Annotated in this window: 17 protein-coding genes; 7 read left to right on the top strand and 10 right to left on the bottom strand. The window is 71.2% G+C overall.

The genetic code is table 11. The annotated features are described in order from the left end of the window. The 4 genes from EV186_RS26460 to EV186_RS26475 all read right to left on the bottom strand — a co-directional run bounded on the left by EV186_RS26460 (window position 1) and on the right by EV186_RS26475 (window position 3,953). Window positions 1-795, bottom strand: coding sequence for a prepilin peptidase (locus EV186_RS26460; protein ID WP_133852080.1), 795 nt, complete (start codon window positions 793-795; stop codon window positions 1-3). A gap of 61 nt (window positions 796-856) precedes the next feature. Beyond that, window positions 857-1,678, bottom strand: a complete 822-nt coding sequence (locus tag EV186_RS26465) for a carbohydrate ABC transporter permease (RefSeq protein WP_243754283.1) — start codon at window positions 1,676-1,678, stop codon at window positions 857-859. Beyond that, window positions 1,678-2,667 (bottom strand): carbohydrate ABC transporter permease, encoded by a 990-nt coding sequence (locus EV186_RS26470; RefSeq protein ID WP_133852081.1) that lies wholly within the window; start codon window positions 2,665-2,667, stop codon window positions 1,678-1,680. The genes EV186_RS26465 and EV186_RS26470 overlap by 1 nt, the downstream gene beginning before the upstream one ends. Next, window positions 2,664-3,953: an ABC transporter substrate-binding protein gene (locus EV186_RS26475; protein ID WP_133852082.1), complete on the bottom strand. Its 1,290-nt coding sequence runs from the start codon at window positions 3,951-3,953 to the stop codon at window positions 2,664-2,666. The genes EV186_RS26470 and EV186_RS26475 overlap by 4 nt, the downstream gene beginning before the upstream one ends. A gap of 118 nt (window positions 3,954-4,071) precedes the next feature. Between EV186_RS26475 and EV186_RS26480 the strand changes: the two genes are divergently transcribed. Beyond that, complete coding sequence (locus EV186_RS26480) at window positions 4,072-5,142, top strand: LacI family DNA-binding transcriptional regulator (RefSeq protein ID WP_243754284.1); 1,071 nt, start codon at window positions 4,072-4,074, stop codon at window positions 5,140-5,142. Then, complete coding sequence (locus tag EV186_RS26485) at window positions 5,139-7,454, top strand: beta-xylosidase/alpha-l-arabinosidase (protein WP_133852084.1); 2,316 nt, start codon at window positions 5,139-5,141, stop codon at window positions 7,452-7,454. Before EV186_RS26480 ends, EV186_RS26485 begins: the two co-directional genes overlap by 4 nt. Here EV186_RS26485 and EV186_RS26490 read toward each other — a convergent pair. Both EV186_RS26490 and EV186_RS26495 read right to left on the bottom strand, forming a co-directional pair. Further along, window positions 7,393-8,151 (bottom strand): DUF998 domain-containing protein, encoded by a 759-nt coding sequence (locus tag EV186_RS26490; protein ID WP_133852085.1) that lies wholly within the window; start codon window positions 8,149-8,151, stop codon window positions 7,393-7,395. The genes EV186_RS26485 and EV186_RS26490 overlap by 62 nt on opposite strands. Then, on the bottom strand, window positions 8,148-9,197 hold the full coding sequence (locus EV186_RS26495; protein ID WP_133852086.1) for an aldo/keto reductase: 1,050 nt from the start codon (window positions 9,195-9,197) through the stop codon (window positions 8,148-8,150). Before EV186_RS26495 ends, EV186_RS26490 begins: the two co-directional genes overlap by 4 nt. A gap of 103 nt (window positions 9,198-9,300) precedes the next feature. Here EV186_RS26495 and EV186_RS26500 point away from each other — a divergent pair, with 103 nt between their 5' ends. After that, the gene (locus EV186_RS26500; RefSeq protein WP_133852087.1) at window positions 9,301-9,885 is read left to right on the top strand and encodes a TetR/AcrR family transcriptional regulator; all 585 of its coding nucleotides are present in this window, start codon (window positions 9,301-9,303) and stop codon (window positions 9,883-9,885) included. A 26-nt stretch (window positions 9,886-9,911) separates the two neighbouring features. Further along, a complete protein-coding gene (locus tag EV186_RS26505; protein WP_133852088.1) occupies window positions 9,912-10,376 on the top strand; it encodes a DUF6985 domain-containing protein in 465 nt (154 codons plus the stop codon). 4 nt (window positions 10,377-10,380) lie between these two features. Here the strand turns inward: EV186_RS26505 and EV186_RS26510 are convergent, their stop codons facing one another. Continuing rightward, window positions 10,381-11,424 carry a C40 family peptidase gene (locus EV186_RS26510; RefSeq protein ID WP_133852089.1) on the bottom strand — a complete coding sequence of 348 codons (1,044 nt, stop codon included), beginning with the start codon at window positions 11,422-11,424 and terminating at the stop codon, window positions 10,381-10,383. A 188-nt stretch (window positions 11,425-11,612) separates the two neighbouring features. Between EV186_RS26510 and EV186_RS26515 the strand changes: the two genes are divergently transcribed. The 3 genes from EV186_RS26515 (at window position 11,613) to EV186_RS26525 (ending at window position 14,135) form a co-directional block, all read left to right on the top strand. Continuing rightward, entirely contained in the window at window positions 11,613-11,945 is a 333-nt protein-coding gene (locus tag EV186_RS26515; protein ID WP_133852090.1) for a winged helix-turn-helix transcriptional regulator, read from the top strand. A gap of 172 nt (window positions 11,946-12,117) precedes the next feature. Then, window positions 12,118-13,311 carry an MFS transporter gene (locus EV186_RS26520; protein WP_243754285.1) on the top strand — a complete coding sequence of 398 codons (1,194 nt, stop codon included), beginning with the start codon at window positions 12,118-12,120 and terminating at the stop codon, window positions 13,309-13,311. Window positions 13,312-13,400: 89 nt separating this feature from the next. Next, window positions 13,401-14,135, top strand: a complete 735-nt coding sequence (locus EV186_RS26525; protein ID WP_133852192.1) for an SDR family oxidoreductase — start codon at window positions 13,401-13,403, stop codon at window positions 14,133-14,135. Between the two features lie 39 nt (window positions 14,136-14,174). Here the strand turns inward: EV186_RS26525 and EV186_RS26530 are convergent, their stop codons facing one another. From EV186_RS26530 to EV186_RS26540, 3 genes are all read right to left on the bottom strand, one after another. Beyond that, complete coding sequence (locus tag EV186_RS26530) at window positions 14,175-14,543, bottom strand: sigma-70 family RNA polymerase sigma factor family protein (RefSeq protein WP_133852091.1); 369 nt, start codon at window positions 14,541-14,543, stop codon at window positions 14,175-14,177. 42 nt (window positions 14,544-14,585) lie between these two features. Further along, window positions 14,586-15,479 (bottom strand): RNA polymerase sigma-70 factor, encoded by an 894-nt coding sequence (locus EV186_RS26535; protein ID WP_243754286.1) that lies wholly within the window; start codon window positions 15,477-15,479, stop codon window positions 14,586-14,588. A gap of 157 nt (window positions 15,480-15,636) precedes the next feature. After that, window positions 15,637-16,395 carry an SDR family oxidoreductase gene (locus EV186_RS26540; protein ID WP_133852092.1) on the bottom strand — a complete coding sequence of 253 codons (759 nt, stop codon included), beginning with the start codon at window positions 16,393-16,395 and terminating at the stop codon, window positions 15,637-15,639. Window positions 16,396-16,480: the final 85 nt, after the last annotated feature.

Consider the following 16,480-nt stretch of genomic DNA (forward strand, 5'->3'; position numbering starts at 1 on the left):
TCAGGCGAGCCCGGTCAGGCGCAGGTAGGCGTCGGCGATCGGGTCGGCGACGAACCAGGCGAGCACGGCCGCGATGACCATGAACGGGCCGAACGGCAGCGCCGTCTTGCGGTCGCCCTTGCGCAACGCGATGACCACGACCCCGGCAACCGCACCGAGCAGGAACCCGCCGAACGCGCCGATCGCGAACGCCGCCCACGACAAGAAGCCGAGCACCCCGCCCACGAGACCGGCGAGCTTGACATCGCCCCAGCCCATGCCCGCCGGGTAGACCAGCACCAGCAGCAGGTAGAACGCGAACAGGGCGGCCCCGGCGATCCCCGCGCGGAGCAGCGCCGCCCAGTCGTGCCGGGCGGCGGCCGACGCGGTCAGGAGCACGACCAGCACCGGGTAGGACGGCAGCACGATTGCGTTCGGGAGCCGTTTCAGATCGAAGTCGATCATCGTGAGCGCGATGCCGACGGCCGCGAAGTACAAGTACGCGGGCAGGGACGCGAGCTGATCGGGATCGCCGAACCGCAGGGCCACCGCCCCGAACAGCAAGCCGGTGCCCAGTTCGACCAGCGGGTAGCGCGCGCTGATCGGCTTCCCGCAGTCGGCGCACCGGCCCCGCAGCACGAGCCACCCGAGCACCGGCACGTTGTGCCGGGCGCGCACGGGGTTGCCGCAGTCCGGGCAGCGCGATGCCGGGCGCACCACCGACTCCCCGCGCGGGACCCGGTGGATCACGACGTTGAGGAAGGAGCCGACCGCCAAGCCGAGCACCACGCTGACGACCACCAAGCCCAGGGTCACGGGCGTCACCTTAGGTCAGGACCACCCGCCCGGCCGGTCGTCCACGTCGTGGCTCTTGGCGTCAGCCCTTCACGGCACCGGTCAGCCCGCCGATGATCTGGCGTTCGGCCACCGCGAAGAACCCGAGGGCGGGCACCATCGACAGCGCGGTGAACGCCAGCACCCGGGCCGTGTCCTGGGAGTACTGCGACTGGAACGTCGCCACGCCCAGCGGCAGGGTGAAGTTGGCGCTCTCGTTGAACACCAGCAGCGGCAACAGGTAGGCGTTCCAGCTGACCACGAACGCCAGGATCGCCACGGTGGCGAGCGCGGGTTTGCACAGCGGCAGCAGCACCCGCCAGAAGAAGCCCAGCCGGCCGGTGCCGTCGAGCAGGGCGGCGTCCTCGATCTCGGTGGGGATCGCGCGCATGAACGGGCGCAGGACCACGACGGTCACCGGGAGCGAGAACGCCGCTTCCGGGATCGCCACGCCCAGCGGGTTCTCCAGCATGTGTAGTTGCCGCAGCCAGAGGTAGAGCGGCAGCGACGCCACCCCGAGCGGGAACAACAGACCGAGCGTGAACAAGGTGTAGAACGCCTCGCGACCGCGGAAGGTGTAGCGCGCCAACGCGAACGCCACCATCGAGCCCAGCCCGACGGCGAGCACCGTCGCGATCACCGCGATCAGCGCGCTGTTGCCGAGGAATCCCCAGAACGACGGCGAGGACAGGATCGCCGCGTAGTTCTGCCACACCCACGGGTGCGGCAGGCCCGTCGGGTCGGTGTTGAGCTGGCCGGTGGTCCGGAACCCGCCGATGATCACGTACAACAGCGGGGCCACGGTCACCGCCACCACGAGCCCCGCCGCGAAGTAGGCCACGAGGACGCCGGTGCGCCGCGTCATCAGCTCACCGCCCCGGTGAGCGCGCCCTCGGTGTCGCGGCGCAGCGCGAACCGCTGGTACAGCAGGGCGAACGCGAAGCAGACCACGAACAGGACGACCGCGACCGCGCTGCCGTAACCGAACTCGTAGCGCTTGAACCCGTGGTCCACCAGGTAGGTCGCCATCGTGGTCGAGGCGTTGGCCGGACCGCCCGCCGTCATGATCCACACCACGTCGAACAGCTGCAGCGACCCGATGACCGACAGGAACACCCAGATCCGGATGGTCGGGCCGAGCAGCGGCAGCACGACGTGGCGGGTGGTCTGCCACGGCGAGCACCCGTCGATCGCCGCGGCTTCGCGCAGCTCCGAGGGAATGGCCTGCAGCCCGGCCAGCAGCAGGATGATGCCGAACCCGATGTACTTCCACGTGATCACGACGAAGAGCGTGTAGAGCACGATGCTCGGATCGGCCAGCCACTGCCGGACGAGACCACCGAGGCCGAGCCCGGCGAGCACACCGTCGACCGCACCGCCCGGTTGCAGGATCAGCAACCACGCCACCGCGGTCACCGCCTCGGACAGCACGTACGGCGCGAACACCACCGCCCGCAGCACGGACTGCCCACGCAGCTTGCGGTTGAGCAGCAAGGCCAGCCCCACGCTGATGGGCAGCTGGACCACGACGGACAGCACCGCGATCAGCACGTTGTGCCCGATCGCGGCGCGGAAGACTGGCCCGGTCAAGGCGTCGGTGTAGTTGTGCAGGCCGATGAACGAGAGCGGTCCGAACCCGTTCCACTGGTACAGGCTGTAGTACCCGGCGATGCCGATCGGCACCAGCACGAACCCGACGAACAGCACCAGAGCCGGTCCGAGCAGCAGCACCAGTTCGAGCCGGGTGCGCCACCCGGTCCGCCGCGGACGGCGGCGGACCAGGGCGCTGGCAGCCGACGCGGGTGCCCGGGCGCCGGTGTCGGGCACGGCCGCGGCGGCCGTCTGGGTGCTCATCGCCCGCCCGTGCCTGCCTCGTTCACCGCCTGCACGATGGTCTCCGGACTGCCCTTGCCCGCGAAGAGGTTGGCGATGGCCTCGTTGAGCGCGGACCCGACGTTGGTCGGGAACGCCCGGTCGAAGTACATCTGCAGGTAGGGCGCCTTGCTGGTGTACTCGAGGGCGGACTTGAGCGAGGGGTCGGTCAGCGCCGACGCCGCGGTGGGGTTCACCGGCAGGCCGGCGCCGGAGGAAGCGATCTGCCGCTGCACGGGTTCGCTGGTGAGGTACTGCAGGAACCCGGCGCACGCGGTCGCGGCCTTGGTGGTGCAGGAGAAACCGTCACCGCCACCGAGCACCGCCGCCGGGTCACCCGCGCCCCCCGCGACGGCCGGGAACGGGAACCAGCCGAGCTTGTCGTTGAGCTTCTTGTCCTCGGTCAGCGCCGACATGGTGCCCGGGTTCCAGTCGCCCTGCAGTTCCATCGCGGCTTTGCCGTTGGCGACCAGACCGGCCGAGCTGCCGGCGCCCTGTTGCGCCGGGGTGCCGTTGAAGCCGGCCTGGAACGGTTTCGTGGCAAGGAAAGCCTGCAGGTTGCGCCCGGCGGTCACCCAGCACGGGTCCTCGAGCTTCAGGGTCTGCACGGCGGTCTGCAGGGCCTGCGGCGAGCACGCGCGAATCGCGAAGTACGCCCAGTAGAAGGCGTCCGGCCAGCGGTCCTTGCCGCCCACGGCGATCGGTGCCACGCCGTGCGCGCGCAGCTTGCCGACGTCGGTGTTCAGTTCCTCCATTGTGGACGGTGGAGTGGTGATCCCGGCGGCGGTGAAGAGGTCCTTGCGGTACCAGAACCCGACGACGTGCTTCTCGTACGGCACGCCGTACTGCTTGCCGCCGACCTGCCAGTTCTTCGCGAACTCGCCCAGCGGGCCGACCCAGGGCGAAGTCTGCGCGGTGATGTCGGCGACCTTCCCCGACTGGATCTGGGACCCCTCGTCGCCACCACCCCACTGCTGGTAGATGTCGGGTGGTGAGTCCGACTGCAGGGCGAGCGGCACCTTCGTGGTGAAGTCCTCGTTCTGGATCGGCTGCACCTTGATCGTCACGTCCGGGTGCGCGCGGTGGTAGTCCGCGGCGGCCTTGTCCCACACCGACTTCAGCGGATCGGTCGTGCCGTTGTGCCACCAGACCAAGGTCACGGGACCACCGCCCGCGGACGCGTCGGTCGGGGTGTCGGTGCCGCACGCGGCGGTCACCAGCGCGGCGGTCGCGAGCACGGCGGCGAGGGATCTGCGGGACGAGCGCATTGGGTCCACTCCTGACGACGATGGCCGAGCCGGACGGGATTGGGCACCGAGTTTGCGCGTGCCGCTCCAGGCTTGTCAATCGTTGTCGATAACGTTTTCGAAGGTTAGGCTGATTGTCGTGCCCCCTGCTTCCCGTGTGACCATTCGCGACGTCGCCGAGCACGCCGGCGTGTCGGTCGCGACCGTGTCCAAGGTGCTCAACGAGCGCTACGGCGTCGCCGCGGCGACGTACGCGCGGGTGCGAGCGGTGATCGAAGAACTCGGTTACGAGGCCAGCCTCGTCGCGCAGAGCCTGCGCAACCACCGCACCAACGTGATCGGGGTGCTGGTGGCCGATCTGGAGCCGTTCAGCACCGAACTGCTCAAGGGCGCGGCGGACGCGATCCGGGGCAGCGGGTTCGAGCTGGTGGTCTACTCGGCGGGCGGGCGCACCGGCGACCGAGAGGGCTGGGAGCGGCGGTACCTGTCGCGGCTCTCGGGCACGCTCGTGGACGGCGCGATCCTGGTGACGCCCGCCGTGGCGCACGCCGGGCTGACCGGCACGCCCGTGGTGGCGGTCGACCCGCACACCGGGCCCACCGAGGTGCCGACCATCGACTCGGACAGCCTGCGCGGCGGGCAGCTCGCCACCGAGCACCTGCTTTCCTTGGGGCACAAGCAGATCGCGATGCTCACCGGCCGCGCGGACCTGCGGTCGGCGCAACTGCGCGAGACCGGGTTCCGGCGCGCGCTCGGTGCCGCGGGCCTGGCCGTGCGCGAGGAGTTCGTGGTGCCGGGCGGGTACGACGCGGTGGTGTCGGCGCGGTCCGCGCGCGAACTGCTGAGCCGGCCCGACCGGCCGACCGCGGTGTTCGCGGCCAACGACCTCTCGGCGATCGCCACCGTGGCGGTGGCCCGCGAACTGGGCCTGCGCGTCCCGGAGGACCTCTCGGTGGTCGGGTTCGACAACCTGCCTGAATCGGCGCTGTGCACGCCTCCGCTGACCACTGTGGACCAGCCGATCCGCCAGATGGGCTACCGCGCGATCGTCATGCTCATCGGCCTGATCGGCGACCCGGAACCGCACGACCGGCGCGGGCGACCGGCACCGGTCGTCCAGGGCCAGCCGACCCACCAGACGCTGGACACCAAGCTCGTGGTCCGTGCGTCGACGGCCGCGGTGCCGACCACGCTGCCGAGCGCGTCGTGAGCACCGAGACCGAGCCGCCCGGCGAGCGGTGGCGCGACACCACCGCGACGATCGACGAGCGCGTGCGGGACCTGCTCGGCCGGATGTCCTTGCGCGAGAAGGTGGCCCAGCTCTACGGCGTCTGGGTCGGGGTCGACGAGGCCGGCACCGTGGCGCCGAACCAGCACGACTTCACCGGCTCGCCGCCGGACTTCGACGAGCTCGTCCGCCACGGCCTCGGCCAGCTGACCCGGCCCTTCGGCACCCGGCCGGTGGACCCCGCCGTCGGCGCCCGCGGCCTGGCCCGAAGCCAGCGCCAGATCGTCGCCGCCGGCCGGTTCGGCATCCCGGCCCTGGTGCACGACGAGTGCCTGACCGGCCTGGCCGCCTGGCAGGCGACGGTCTACCCGGCACCGCTCTGCTGGGGCGCGAGCTTCGACCCGGAGTTGGTGCGCGCCATGGGAGCTCGGATCGGCCGGACCATGCGCCGCCTCGGCGTGCACCAGGGGCTCGCGCCCGTGCTGGACGTCGTGCGCGACCCGCGCTGGGGCCGCACCGAGGAGTCCATCGGCGAGGACCCGTACCTGGTCGGCATGATCGGCAGCGCCTACGTCGAAGGCCTGGAGGGTGCCGGGATCGTGGCCACCCTCAAGCACTTCGTGGGGTACTCGGCGTCGAAGGCGGGCCGCAACCTGGCGCCGGTGTCCGCCGGCCCGCGGGAGGTCGCCGACGTCCTGCTGCCGCCGTTCGAGATGGCCCTGCGCGCCGGCGCGCGCTCGGTGATGAACGCGTACACGGCGCTGGACGGCGTGCCCACGGCGGCGGACCGGAGCTTGCTGACCGACCTGCTGCGCGACCGGTACGGCTTCACCGGGACCGTTGTCTCCGACTACTTCGCGGTGGCGTTCCTGCGCTCACTGCACAACGTCGCCGCCGACGGCGGGGACGCGGCGGCGGTGGCGTTGCGGGCCGGCGTGGACGTCGAACTGCCCACAGTGGACTGCTACGGCGAGCCGCTGCTGGCCGCGCTCGCCTCGGGCCGGGTGGCCGAGGACGTCGTCGACCGTGCGGCGGCCAGGGTGCTGGCGCAGAAGTGCGAACTGGGTCTGCTCGACCCGGACTGGCGCCCGGACGTGGACGGCGAGGTCGAACTCGACGATCCCGAGAGTCGCGCCCTGGCCCGCGAACTGGCCGAGCGGTCGCTGGTCCTGCTGCACAACGACGGCACACTTCCGTTGCGGGGCAAGCACAAGCTCGCCGTGATCGGCCCGCGCGCGGACGAACCCGGCGCCATGCTGGGCTGCTACTCGTTCCCGCAGCACGTCGGCGTGCACCACCCGGGGACGCCGCTGGGCATCGACCTGCCGACCGTGCTGGACGCGTTGCGCGCCGAACACGACGTCACCCACGCCCGTGGCTGCGCGGTCGGCGTGCCCGGCACCGACCCGGGCACGGACGCCGAACTGGCGACCGCGGTCGCGCTGGCCGCCGAGGCCGAGCTGTGCGTGCTGGTGCTCGGCGATCAAGCCGGCCTCTTCGGCAACGGCACGTCCGGTGAGGGTTGCGACGCCGCGGACCTGCGGCTGCCCGGGCGCCAGGAGGAGCTGCTGGATGCGGTGCTGGCCACCGGGACGCCAGTGGTGCTCGTGCTGCTCAGCGGCCGGCCCTACGACCTGTCCCGGCACGTCGACCGGCTCGCCGCGACGGTCTGCGGGTTCTTCCCGGGCGAGGAGGGCGCGGCGGCGATCGCGGCCGTGCTCGCCGGGCGCGTCGACCCGTCGGGGCGGCTGCCGGTCTCGTTCCCGCGGGGCACGGCCGCGCAACCGGCGGGGTACCTGGGTGCGCCGCTGGCGCGGGGCGGCGAGGCCAGCAGCATCGACCCCACTCCCCTGTTCCCCTTCGGCCACGGGCTGTCCTACGCCGCACCGGAATGGGTGGCGGTCGGACCCGACGCGACGCAGGCCTGGCCGACCGATGGCCCCACCCGGTTCCGGATCACCTTGCGCAACAAGGGGAACACGCCCGCCACCGAGGTCGTCCAGGTTTACCTGCACGACCCGGTGGCCGAGGTGTCGCGTCCCGTGCGGTCGTTGATCGCGGCGAAGCGGGTACGGGTCGAGCCGGGCAGCACGCGGGTCCTCGATGTGGACCTGCACGCGGACCTGTGTTCCTACACCGGCATCGACGGCGATCGGATCGTCGAGGAGGGTGCGGTCGAACTGCACGTCGGCGTGTCCAGTGAGGACATCCGCGCCGTCGTGCACCGCATCCTCACCGGACCGCGCCGGGTCGTGGGCCCCGACCGGGTCCTGCACCCACGATTCGACGGCTGACCGGGTCTGCCGGCCGGCGGTGCTCCGCCGGCCATGCGGCGAGGAGGCCGCGGGCGAGCAGGACGTGGCCGATCATGATCGGGTAGATCACGGCGCGTTCGAACATGCCGATGTTCCACGCCCAACCGGTGAACACGTCGGCCATGAAGACCGCGAACGCGACCAGGCCGACGGTGCCCAGCACGATGCTCGCGACGCGGCGGCCACGGCTCAACCCGATCCGGGCGCCGTTGACGCCGACGACGATCGCCATGGTGTTCCCGGCGAGCATCACGCCCTGCGCGCCGGAGGTGTGGAACGCGATCAGCCCGTTCGCGACGTCCGCGTTGGATCCCTGGAAGATCCCCACGAGGGCCACGCCGACCCCGGACAGGATCGCCAGCACGACGATCGCGATCGGCAGTGCGCCCTGGCGCAGGTCGAAGACCAGCAGCGCGCCGACGATCAGCAGGACGCCGTAGAGCACCCAGTCGATGTCCATGACCGCGCCGAGCGGGGAGTTCCCGACCTGACCGAACGCGACCTGACTCGGGCCGGTCAGACCGAGGTGGCTGACCCAGTTGTGGAACGGCGAGTAGTGCGGGTGCTGCCAGGCCGCCGCCGTGACGAACTCGGCCACCCACGACACCAGCGGGCCGGCGAACAACAGAACCGCGCCGAGCCGGGCGCCCGCGCCGGAGCGGACGATCGGCCTCACTTCAGCGCCATTCCCGGCACACGGGCGCGGATCGCGTCCATGGTCGCCTCGTCGGAGACACCCTGCCAGTCGTACCGCGGCGTGTAGGGCGCGGTGAGGGCGCGGACGTCCTCGTCGGTGAGCTCGACGTCCAGCGACGCGATCGCCTCGTCGAGCTGCTTGGTCGAACCGGCGCCGACCAGCGGGGCGGTGACGACCGGCTGACGGTGCAGCCAGGCCAGGGCGATCGACGCGCGGCTGACGCCGTGCTCGGCCGCGACCTTCCCGACCGCGTCGACGATGGCGTGGTTCGACGCCTCTTCCGCGGGCGAGTAGAGCAGGTCGGCGTAGCCGCCGTCCGTCGCCGACCGGGCGGTGGCCTTGGCGTCATCCCAGGCGCGGGCCAGCCGGCCGCGGGCCAAGGGGCTCCAGACGATCGTGCCGACGCCCTCGTCGAGGCAAAGCGGGATCATCTCGCGTTCTTCCTCGCGGGCGAGCAGGTTGTAGTGGTCCTGCATGGACACGAACCGCGCCCAGCCGTGCTGCTTCTGCAGGTGCAGCGCCTTGGCGAACTCCCAGGCGAACATCGACGACGCGCCCAGGTAGCGCACCTTGCCCACCTTTACCAGGTCGCTGAGCGCTTCGAGGGTCTCCGCCAGCGGCGTCGCGTGGTCGTTGCGGTGCACCTGGTAGAGATCGATGTAGTCGGTGCCCAGCCGGCGCAGCGAGTGGTCGACCTCGGTCATGATCGCCTTGCGGGACAAGCCTTTGCCGTTGGGGCCGGGGCGCATCGGGTGGCGCAGCTTGGTGGCGATCACCACGTCGTCGCGGTCCGCGAAGTCCTTCAGCGCGCGGCCGAGGATCTCCTCGCTGGACCCGTTGGAGTACATGTTCGCGGTGTCGAAGAAGTTGATGCCCGCTTCGAGGGCGTGCTTGATCAGCGGGCGGGCATCCGGCTCGCCGAGCGACCAGACGGGGTGGCCGCGATCCGGCTCGCCGTAGGTCATCGCGCCGATCGCGATGGGCGAGACGTCCAGACCGGTGGCACCGAGCTTCACATAACGCATGGGGAGGTCTCCTGACGGAGGAGACTCGCGGAGGATTCTCCGCAAGTACCGCTCAAACTAGCGGAGGATTGTCCGCATGTCAAAGGTGCGGCATCATCGAGGGATGACCGACGGGACGCCGAGCACCTACGGCACGCAGCGCAAGGCCGCCGCGCGCAACCGGGTCGCGATCATCGAGGCCGCCCACGAGCTGTTCGCCGACAACCCGCTCGTGCCACTGAGCGAGGTCGCCAAACGCGCGGGCGTCGGCGCCGGGACGCTCTACCGGCACTTCCCCACCCGCGAGGACCTGATCCTGGCGGCCTACCAGCACGACATCGAACGCCTGACCACCACCGCCGACGAGGTGCTGGCACGCCATGCGTCGGCCAGGGCCGCGTTCGTCGAGTGGTTCGAGACCCTGTCGGCCTACATCCGCATCAAGCACGGCCTCGGCGACGCCTTGCACAGCGCCGCGGCCCAGGACGTGATCGACGCATCCTGGGCGCCGACCACCGCGGCGGTGGCCAAGCTGGTCGACGCCTGCGTGGCCGAGGGCACCATCGCGCCGGGGCACGACCCGGCCGACATCATCATGCTGATGAGCTTCCTGTGGCGGGTCCCGAACAACGACGACGGCGTGGCCCAAGGCCGGCGACTGATCGCCGCCGTGTTCTCGGGCCTGAAGCAAGCACCCCAGCCGAGCTGACCGGCTGGACGCCTTTAGGTTGGTGCATGGAGATTCCAGGACTCGGCCCGGTGGTCGACGACGGCGCGGGCTGGTACCGCAGCGCGCCGCTACCGGTGCCGATGCTCGGCGGCGCACCGTGCGAGATCATCGTCGAGGGCTACGACGAGGACCAGCGCAAGGACGACTTCCACGAGGCGATCCGCACGTTCCTCGCGCTCGACCCGTCGGTGCTCACCGCAGCCGCGCCGTCGATCTTCGCCTACTACCGCGACTTCATGAGCGCGGTGGCCGGCGACGACGACACGGCCTGGGACGTCAAGATCGACGGGCCCGGCAGCGTGCTCGACCACGTCCAGCTCGGCCGCGAGCCGATCGTCACGCGCGACCAGCACGTCTACGTGTCACTGGAGTGCGAGTGCGACTGGGAACCCGAGCACGGCCTGCAGCTCGTCTTCCGGGACGGCCGCACGGTGACCAAGGTCGGACCGTACGACGGCCACCTGACCTAGCCGATCACAGGATCCGTCGAATGGTGGTGACCGGGCCGATCGCGTCGATCGGGGAAAGCTGGACGGTTTCACCGAAAGACGGTGCGTGCACGGCGAACGACCCGTCCACGGCGATGGCGACGTGGTGGATCGGGTTGTAGTAGAAGACCAGGTCACCGGCGCGAACCTGGTTCCGGGGCACCTCGACGCCGATCGTCGCTTGTTGGCGGGACACGCGTGGCAACCCGATCCCGGCGGCCCGGTACGAGGTCTGCACGAGCCCGGAGCAGTCGTAGGCCTTCGGGCCGATTGCGCCCCACAGGTACGGCCGGCCGAGTTGGGCCAGGGCGAACGCCAGCGCCGCACCCGTCGCGCCGTGCGGGAGGAGCACGTCTTCGGTCCGCACGACGCCGCCAGGCGCCTCGCTGGCCGCCAGCAGCGCGCGATCGTCGGGCGACAGGTGGTCCAGCGCGGTGCGCACCTCGGTGATCTGCCGGTTGAGATCGGCCTTGCGCCGCTGGACCTCGGCCGCCTCCGTGGCCACCGCGGTCTCCGCGGCGCTGGCTTGCTGCTGCGCCCGGGTGGCCCGCGCCTCCGCTTGCTGCGCCTGCCGCAGCGCGGCGTCGGCCTGCCCGGCGTAGTGCTCGCCGCGTTCGTCGGTCATGGCCTCGACCAGGCTCGCCCCCGCCAGCCGATCGAACAGCTCGTCCACGCCGACGCCGGAGACCAGGACGGTCATCGGGTCCTGCTGTCCGGCGCCACCGGCCGTGGCCAGCATCCGGTCCACCTCCTGCGCGGTCTCGGCGTGCACCCGCGCCCGGTCGGCCGCCGCCCGCGCCGTGACCTGCTGCGCCCTTGCCGTCGCCGATTGCCGGCGCAGGGGCGCCAGTCGCTGCTGAACCTCCAGCAACTGCTCGTTGACCAACTCGGCCGCACGACTCAGGTCGTGGTAGTGCGCCAGCAGTCCGGCCGCGGTCGTCGGCGGCTGGGCCTGCGCCTGGGCGGGCGCCAGCAGGTCAGCGGCCAGGATCGCGATCCCGACCACCGCGGCCGACAAGCTACGCACCATCGTCTTCCCTCGTCATGGGCTTGATCCCCGACTACCAGACCGAGTATCCAGCAGCGAGGACACGGATTCGCCGCCTCGCGGGGATGGGCCCGAAGGTCTGCACCAAGGGGAGGCCGCCGGGGCAGCAAGCGCCCCACCATCCGCAACTTACCGTTGTGTAGTCACTTACCATTCCTTAGTATGAGCGCGTGGACCCCACCGACACCGCGTTCTGCCCGCGTTACCACCGCGCCGTCGAGGTCATCGGGAGACGGTGGACCGGCGCGATCCTGCGGGCGATGCTCCTCGACGTCACCCGGTTCGCCGACCTGCGCGCGGTCGTTCCCGGGCTGAGCGACCGCATGCTGACCGAGCGCCTGAAAGAGCTCCAGGACGAGGGCATCGTCGAGCGGATCGTCCATGCCGAGACCCCCGTGCGGATCGAGTACCGGCTCACCGAGAAGGGGCGCGAGCTGCACGACGCGGTCTACGCGTTGAGCCGCTGGGCCGATCGCTGGATCCCGCTCGAAGCAACCACATGACCTGACTGACACCTGCCGCGTGACAACCGCATAACCACGTCCTCCGACGGGCCGACGGCCCGCCGCGGGATACGCCTTTCCCTTTTGTTCGCCGGGCACGCCGCCCGATCGCGACGCGATCAGTGCTGCCCGGACTCGCCCAACACCCCTCATCGGAAGACGGAGGTCCATCGTGTCCCTGCCCGACGCACAACCCCGGGAAGCGCAGCGGACGACGCCGCGCATGTGGTTCAGCGTGCTCACCGTCTCGGTGGGCATCTTCTCGATGATCACCGCGGAACAGCTGCCCGTCGGGCTGATCCCGGCCATCGCCGACCAGCTCGGGGTCTCGGTCGGAACGGCCGGCCTGACCGTGACGGTGCCCGGTGTCATCGCGGCGTTCGCCTCGGTCGGCTTGCCGCTGGCGGTCGGCCGGCTCGACCGGCGGGTGTTGCTGGCCGCGTTGCTGGTGGTCATGGCCGTGGCGAGCACGATCTCGGCGCTCGCCCCGAGTTTCGCCGTGCAGCTCGTGTCGCGGCTGCTCGTCGGCATCACCATCGGCGGCTTCTGGGCCATCGCGGGCAGCCTGGCGGTGCGGCTGGTGCCGGGACCGGCCGTGCCGCGGGCCCTGGTCCTGATCTTCGGTGGCGTCGGTGCCGCTGCCGTACTCGGCGTGCCGATCGGCACGATGATCGGTGCGGCGGTCGGCTGGCGCGGCGCGTTCTGGTCCCTGGCCGGGCTGAGCGTGGCGGTGCTGATCGCGGCGCTCGCGCTCCTCCCACCACTGCCGGCGACCGAGCCCGTGCACCTGGCGGCTCTGCGCGCACAACTGCGCAACCCGGTCCTCGTCGCGGGCATCGCCGCCACGGCGCTGCTGGTCGCCGGGCACTACGGCGCCTACACGTTCGTGAGTCCGGCGCTGCAAGACATCTCCGGAGTCCGCAGCACGATCATCGGTCCGCTGCTGCTGGGCTACGGCGTCCTGGGCATGGTCGGCAACGCCGTCGCCGGTTCCTGGGCGGCCCGAGGCGCCGGCCGCACGATGGCGGCCATCGTGCTCGTGCTCGGTGCGGCGCTGGCCTTGTTCCCACTGCTCGGGGCGTCGCCGTGGACGGGCGCCGCGCTGTTGCTCGTGTGGGGCCTCGCGTACGGCGCGGCGCCGGTGACCCTGCAGACCTGGGTGCTGGGCGCGGCGCCCCAGAGCGCCGAGGCGGCGACGGCGATCTACTGCTTCGTGTTCAACCTGGCCATCGCACTGGGGGCGCTGGCGAGCAGCGTGGTGGTCGACGACATGGGCGTGAATACCGTCCTCTGGGCCGCCGCGGTCCTCGTGTTGCTGGTCCTGCTCACCGTGCGCCGGGCGCCGGCGGCCACCCAGTCCCAATAGGACGGACAGGGATCCCGGGAGTCACAAACCGCCGGGCTGTCCGGTCTTAGCGGGTGCACCAACGTCATCGAGAAAGGATGGTCGAGGAAATGAAGATCGCCGTCATCGGCGGGACCGGGCTCATCGGCTCCCGAGTGGTCACGATCTTGACCAAGGACGGGCACGAAGCGGTCCCGCACTCGCCGTCCACCGGGCTGGACCTGCTCAGCGGGCAGGGCTTGGCCGAGGCGCTGACCGGCGCCGAGGTCGTGGTCAACCTGACGAACTCGCCGACGTTCGACGAGGCCTCGCCCGCGTTCTTCCGCAAGACCATGGACAACCTGCTGTCGGCCGCCGACGCGGCCGGCGTCGGCCACGCGGTCATCCTGTCGATCGTGGGCGCCGACCTGGTACCGGACTTGGTCTACTACCGGGCCAAGGTGCTGCAGGAGGACATCCTCAAGGCCGGGCCCGTGCCGTACTCGATCGTCCGCGCGACGCAGTTCTTCGAGTTCATGGCCCCGACGATGTCGTGGACCGCCGACGAGAGCGGCGTTCGCCTGCCCGCGACGCGCATCCAGCCGATCGCGGCGGACGACGTGGCCCAGGCGGTGGCCGAGGTCAGCACCGGCGCCCCGCTGCGGGGCACCCGGAACATCGCCGGACCGGAGGTGTTCACGCTCGACGAGCTGGGCCGGATCACCCTCGCCGCCCAGGGTGACCAGCGCCCCGTCGTCACCGACAACGGTGCCGGCCTGTTCGCCGCGGTTTCCGGCGATGCCCTCATCGCCGGGGACGGGGCCGTGATCGCGAAGACCACCTACCGGGAGTGGCTGGCGGGTTGAGGAGACCGGGCCCGCACGGCCGACGCCGTGCGGGCCTGGTCACCTGCGGTGCCAGCCGCCCAGCTTGGCCGGGTTGAGCACGATCCAGAGCGCGGTGACCTTGGACCCGGCCGTCTCGGCACCGACGACCGCGACGGCGCGGGAGGCGCGGTGCAGGGCCAGCCCGGCGCGGCCGTTGACGGACTCGACGGTCAGCTCGACACCCGCTCGCCCGGCCGGCAACGCCATGACCAGCCGGACGACCTCATTCGCCCCGCGCACCGTCCCGTTCGGACCGGGCACCATGCCGCCGCCATCACACGTGGCGACGGCGTCGACGTCCAGGACGGCGGTGAGCGCGGTGACGTCTCTGCGCCGGCAAGCTTCCGCGAACCGGCGAACGACCTGCTCATGCCGATTCGCGCGCACGGTGCCCCCCGTTCTCTCGCGGTCCGTGACGCGGCGGCCGGCTCAGCCCGCGACGGACACCGCCTTGTTCTTGTCGGGGTTGACCAGCCACAGCACCTGGTCGATGCCTTCGGTGGTGGCGCTGACGGTGAGCAGGCCGTACACGGCGCCGTTCTGGCTCAGCACGGCCGAAGTCCGGCCGTTGGTGCTGGTCCACCGCACCTCGATGTCGTCCCAGAACCAGGTGGCGATCGCCTGCAGGAACTTCACCACCCGCGCCACGCCCACGACCGGCGTGCGGGCGACGCGCGCCCGGCCATTGCCGTCGGACACGCTGGTCACGTCCGGCGTGAAGAGCCGCTCCAGTGCGGTCAGGTCGCCGGACCGGGCGGCGGCGATGAACGTGGTCAGCAGCTCCCGCTGCTCGGCCGCGGTCACCGGCGTGCGCCGCTCGCTCGCGATGTGCTTGCGGGCCCGGCTGACCATTTGGCGGACCGCGGGTTCGGTCGACGACAGGATGTCGGCGATCTGGGCGTAGCTGTAGTCGAAGGCCTCCCGCAGCACGTAGGCCGCGCGTTCGTTGGGGTTGAGCTTCTCCATCAGCACCAGGGCCGCGAACTCCAGAGCCTCGCCGCGCTCGGCTCCCAGGTACGGGTCCGCGCTGGTGTCGACAGGTTCGGGCAGCCACGGCCCGATGTAGGTCTCGCGCCGGTTGCGCGCCGACTGCAGGACGTTGATGGCCAGCCTGGTGATGGTGGTCGCCAGGAACGCCTCCGGGTTGGCCACGGTGGCACGGTCATAGGTCTGCCATCGCAGCCAGACCTCCTGCACCAGGTCCTCGGCCTCGGTGGCGCTGCTGAGCATGCGGTAGGCGATCCCGAACAGCCGCAGCCGCAGCTGCGTGAAGACAGCCGTGGCCGCCGTGAGATCACCCGCGCTGCCGAGTTCGGCGCTCACCCCGGAATCCGCCACCGCACGCCCCATCGTCGTCTCGCGAGTGCCGCCCGACCCCCGCCACTCTACGAGGCCGGGCTCCGCCGCGGCGCATTCGACGAGCTCGCCGACAGTGGACACCTGGCGCGCCCCCGCCGGTCCCGACGATCCGGTGTCGTGGTCACCGCGCCGGCGGCGGGTTCAGCGGGAGCCAGTCGGCGAACCGGGTGGCGGACAGTTGCGCGTCCGGTCCGGGCAGGAGCATGTCCTTGTCCAGCAGGGCACCGAAGTAGCGCGCTTCCGAGTCGGTGACGACCTCGCGGGGGTCGGCGCGGAAGGCCAGCCCGGTGCGGATCAGCTCGTCGAGACCGAACTGCTCGGGACCGGCCACCTCGACGGTGCCGTTCAGCGGTGCGCCGACGGCGACCCTGCCTACCGCGGCGGCCACGTCCTCGGCCGCCATCGGCTGGATGCGGGCGTCGGACAGGCGCACGGTGTTCCCTTCGGTCGCTTCCTGGGCGATGCTGCCCACGAACTCGAAGAACTGCGTGGCGTGCACGATCGAGTACGGCTGTCCGGAATCCTTGATGAGCTTCTCCTGCGCGATCTTCGCGCGGAAGTAGCCGCTTTCGGCGAGCCGTTCGGTGCCGACGACCGACAACGCCACGTGGTGTCCCACCCCGGTCTCCGCCTCCGCGGCGAGCAGGTTCCCGGTGGAGGTGCGGAAGAAGTCCAGGACGGCATCGTCGGCGAACGAGGGCGAGTTCGAGACGTCGACGACGACCTGGGCGCCGTCCAGCACCTCGGCCAGCCCTTCGCCGGTGAGCGTGTTCACGCCCGAGTCGGGTGACGCGGGAACCGCGTCGTGGCCGTGCGCGGCCAGTTTCCGGACGAGCTTGGAGCCGATCAGTCCGCTGCCGCCGATGACGACGATCTTCATGAGGTTGCCTTCCGTCCCGCGTCCCGGTCGCTCCGGGAACGTCGCTCGTCAGCCAGGACCGGACAGCCCCGCCGTTTGTGACAGG

The organism is Labedaea rhizosphaerae, assembly GCF_004362825.1.
Classification (GTDB): domain Bacteria; phylum Actinomycetota; class Actinomycetes; order Mycobacteriales; family Pseudonocardiaceae; genus Labedaea; species Labedaea rhizosphaerae.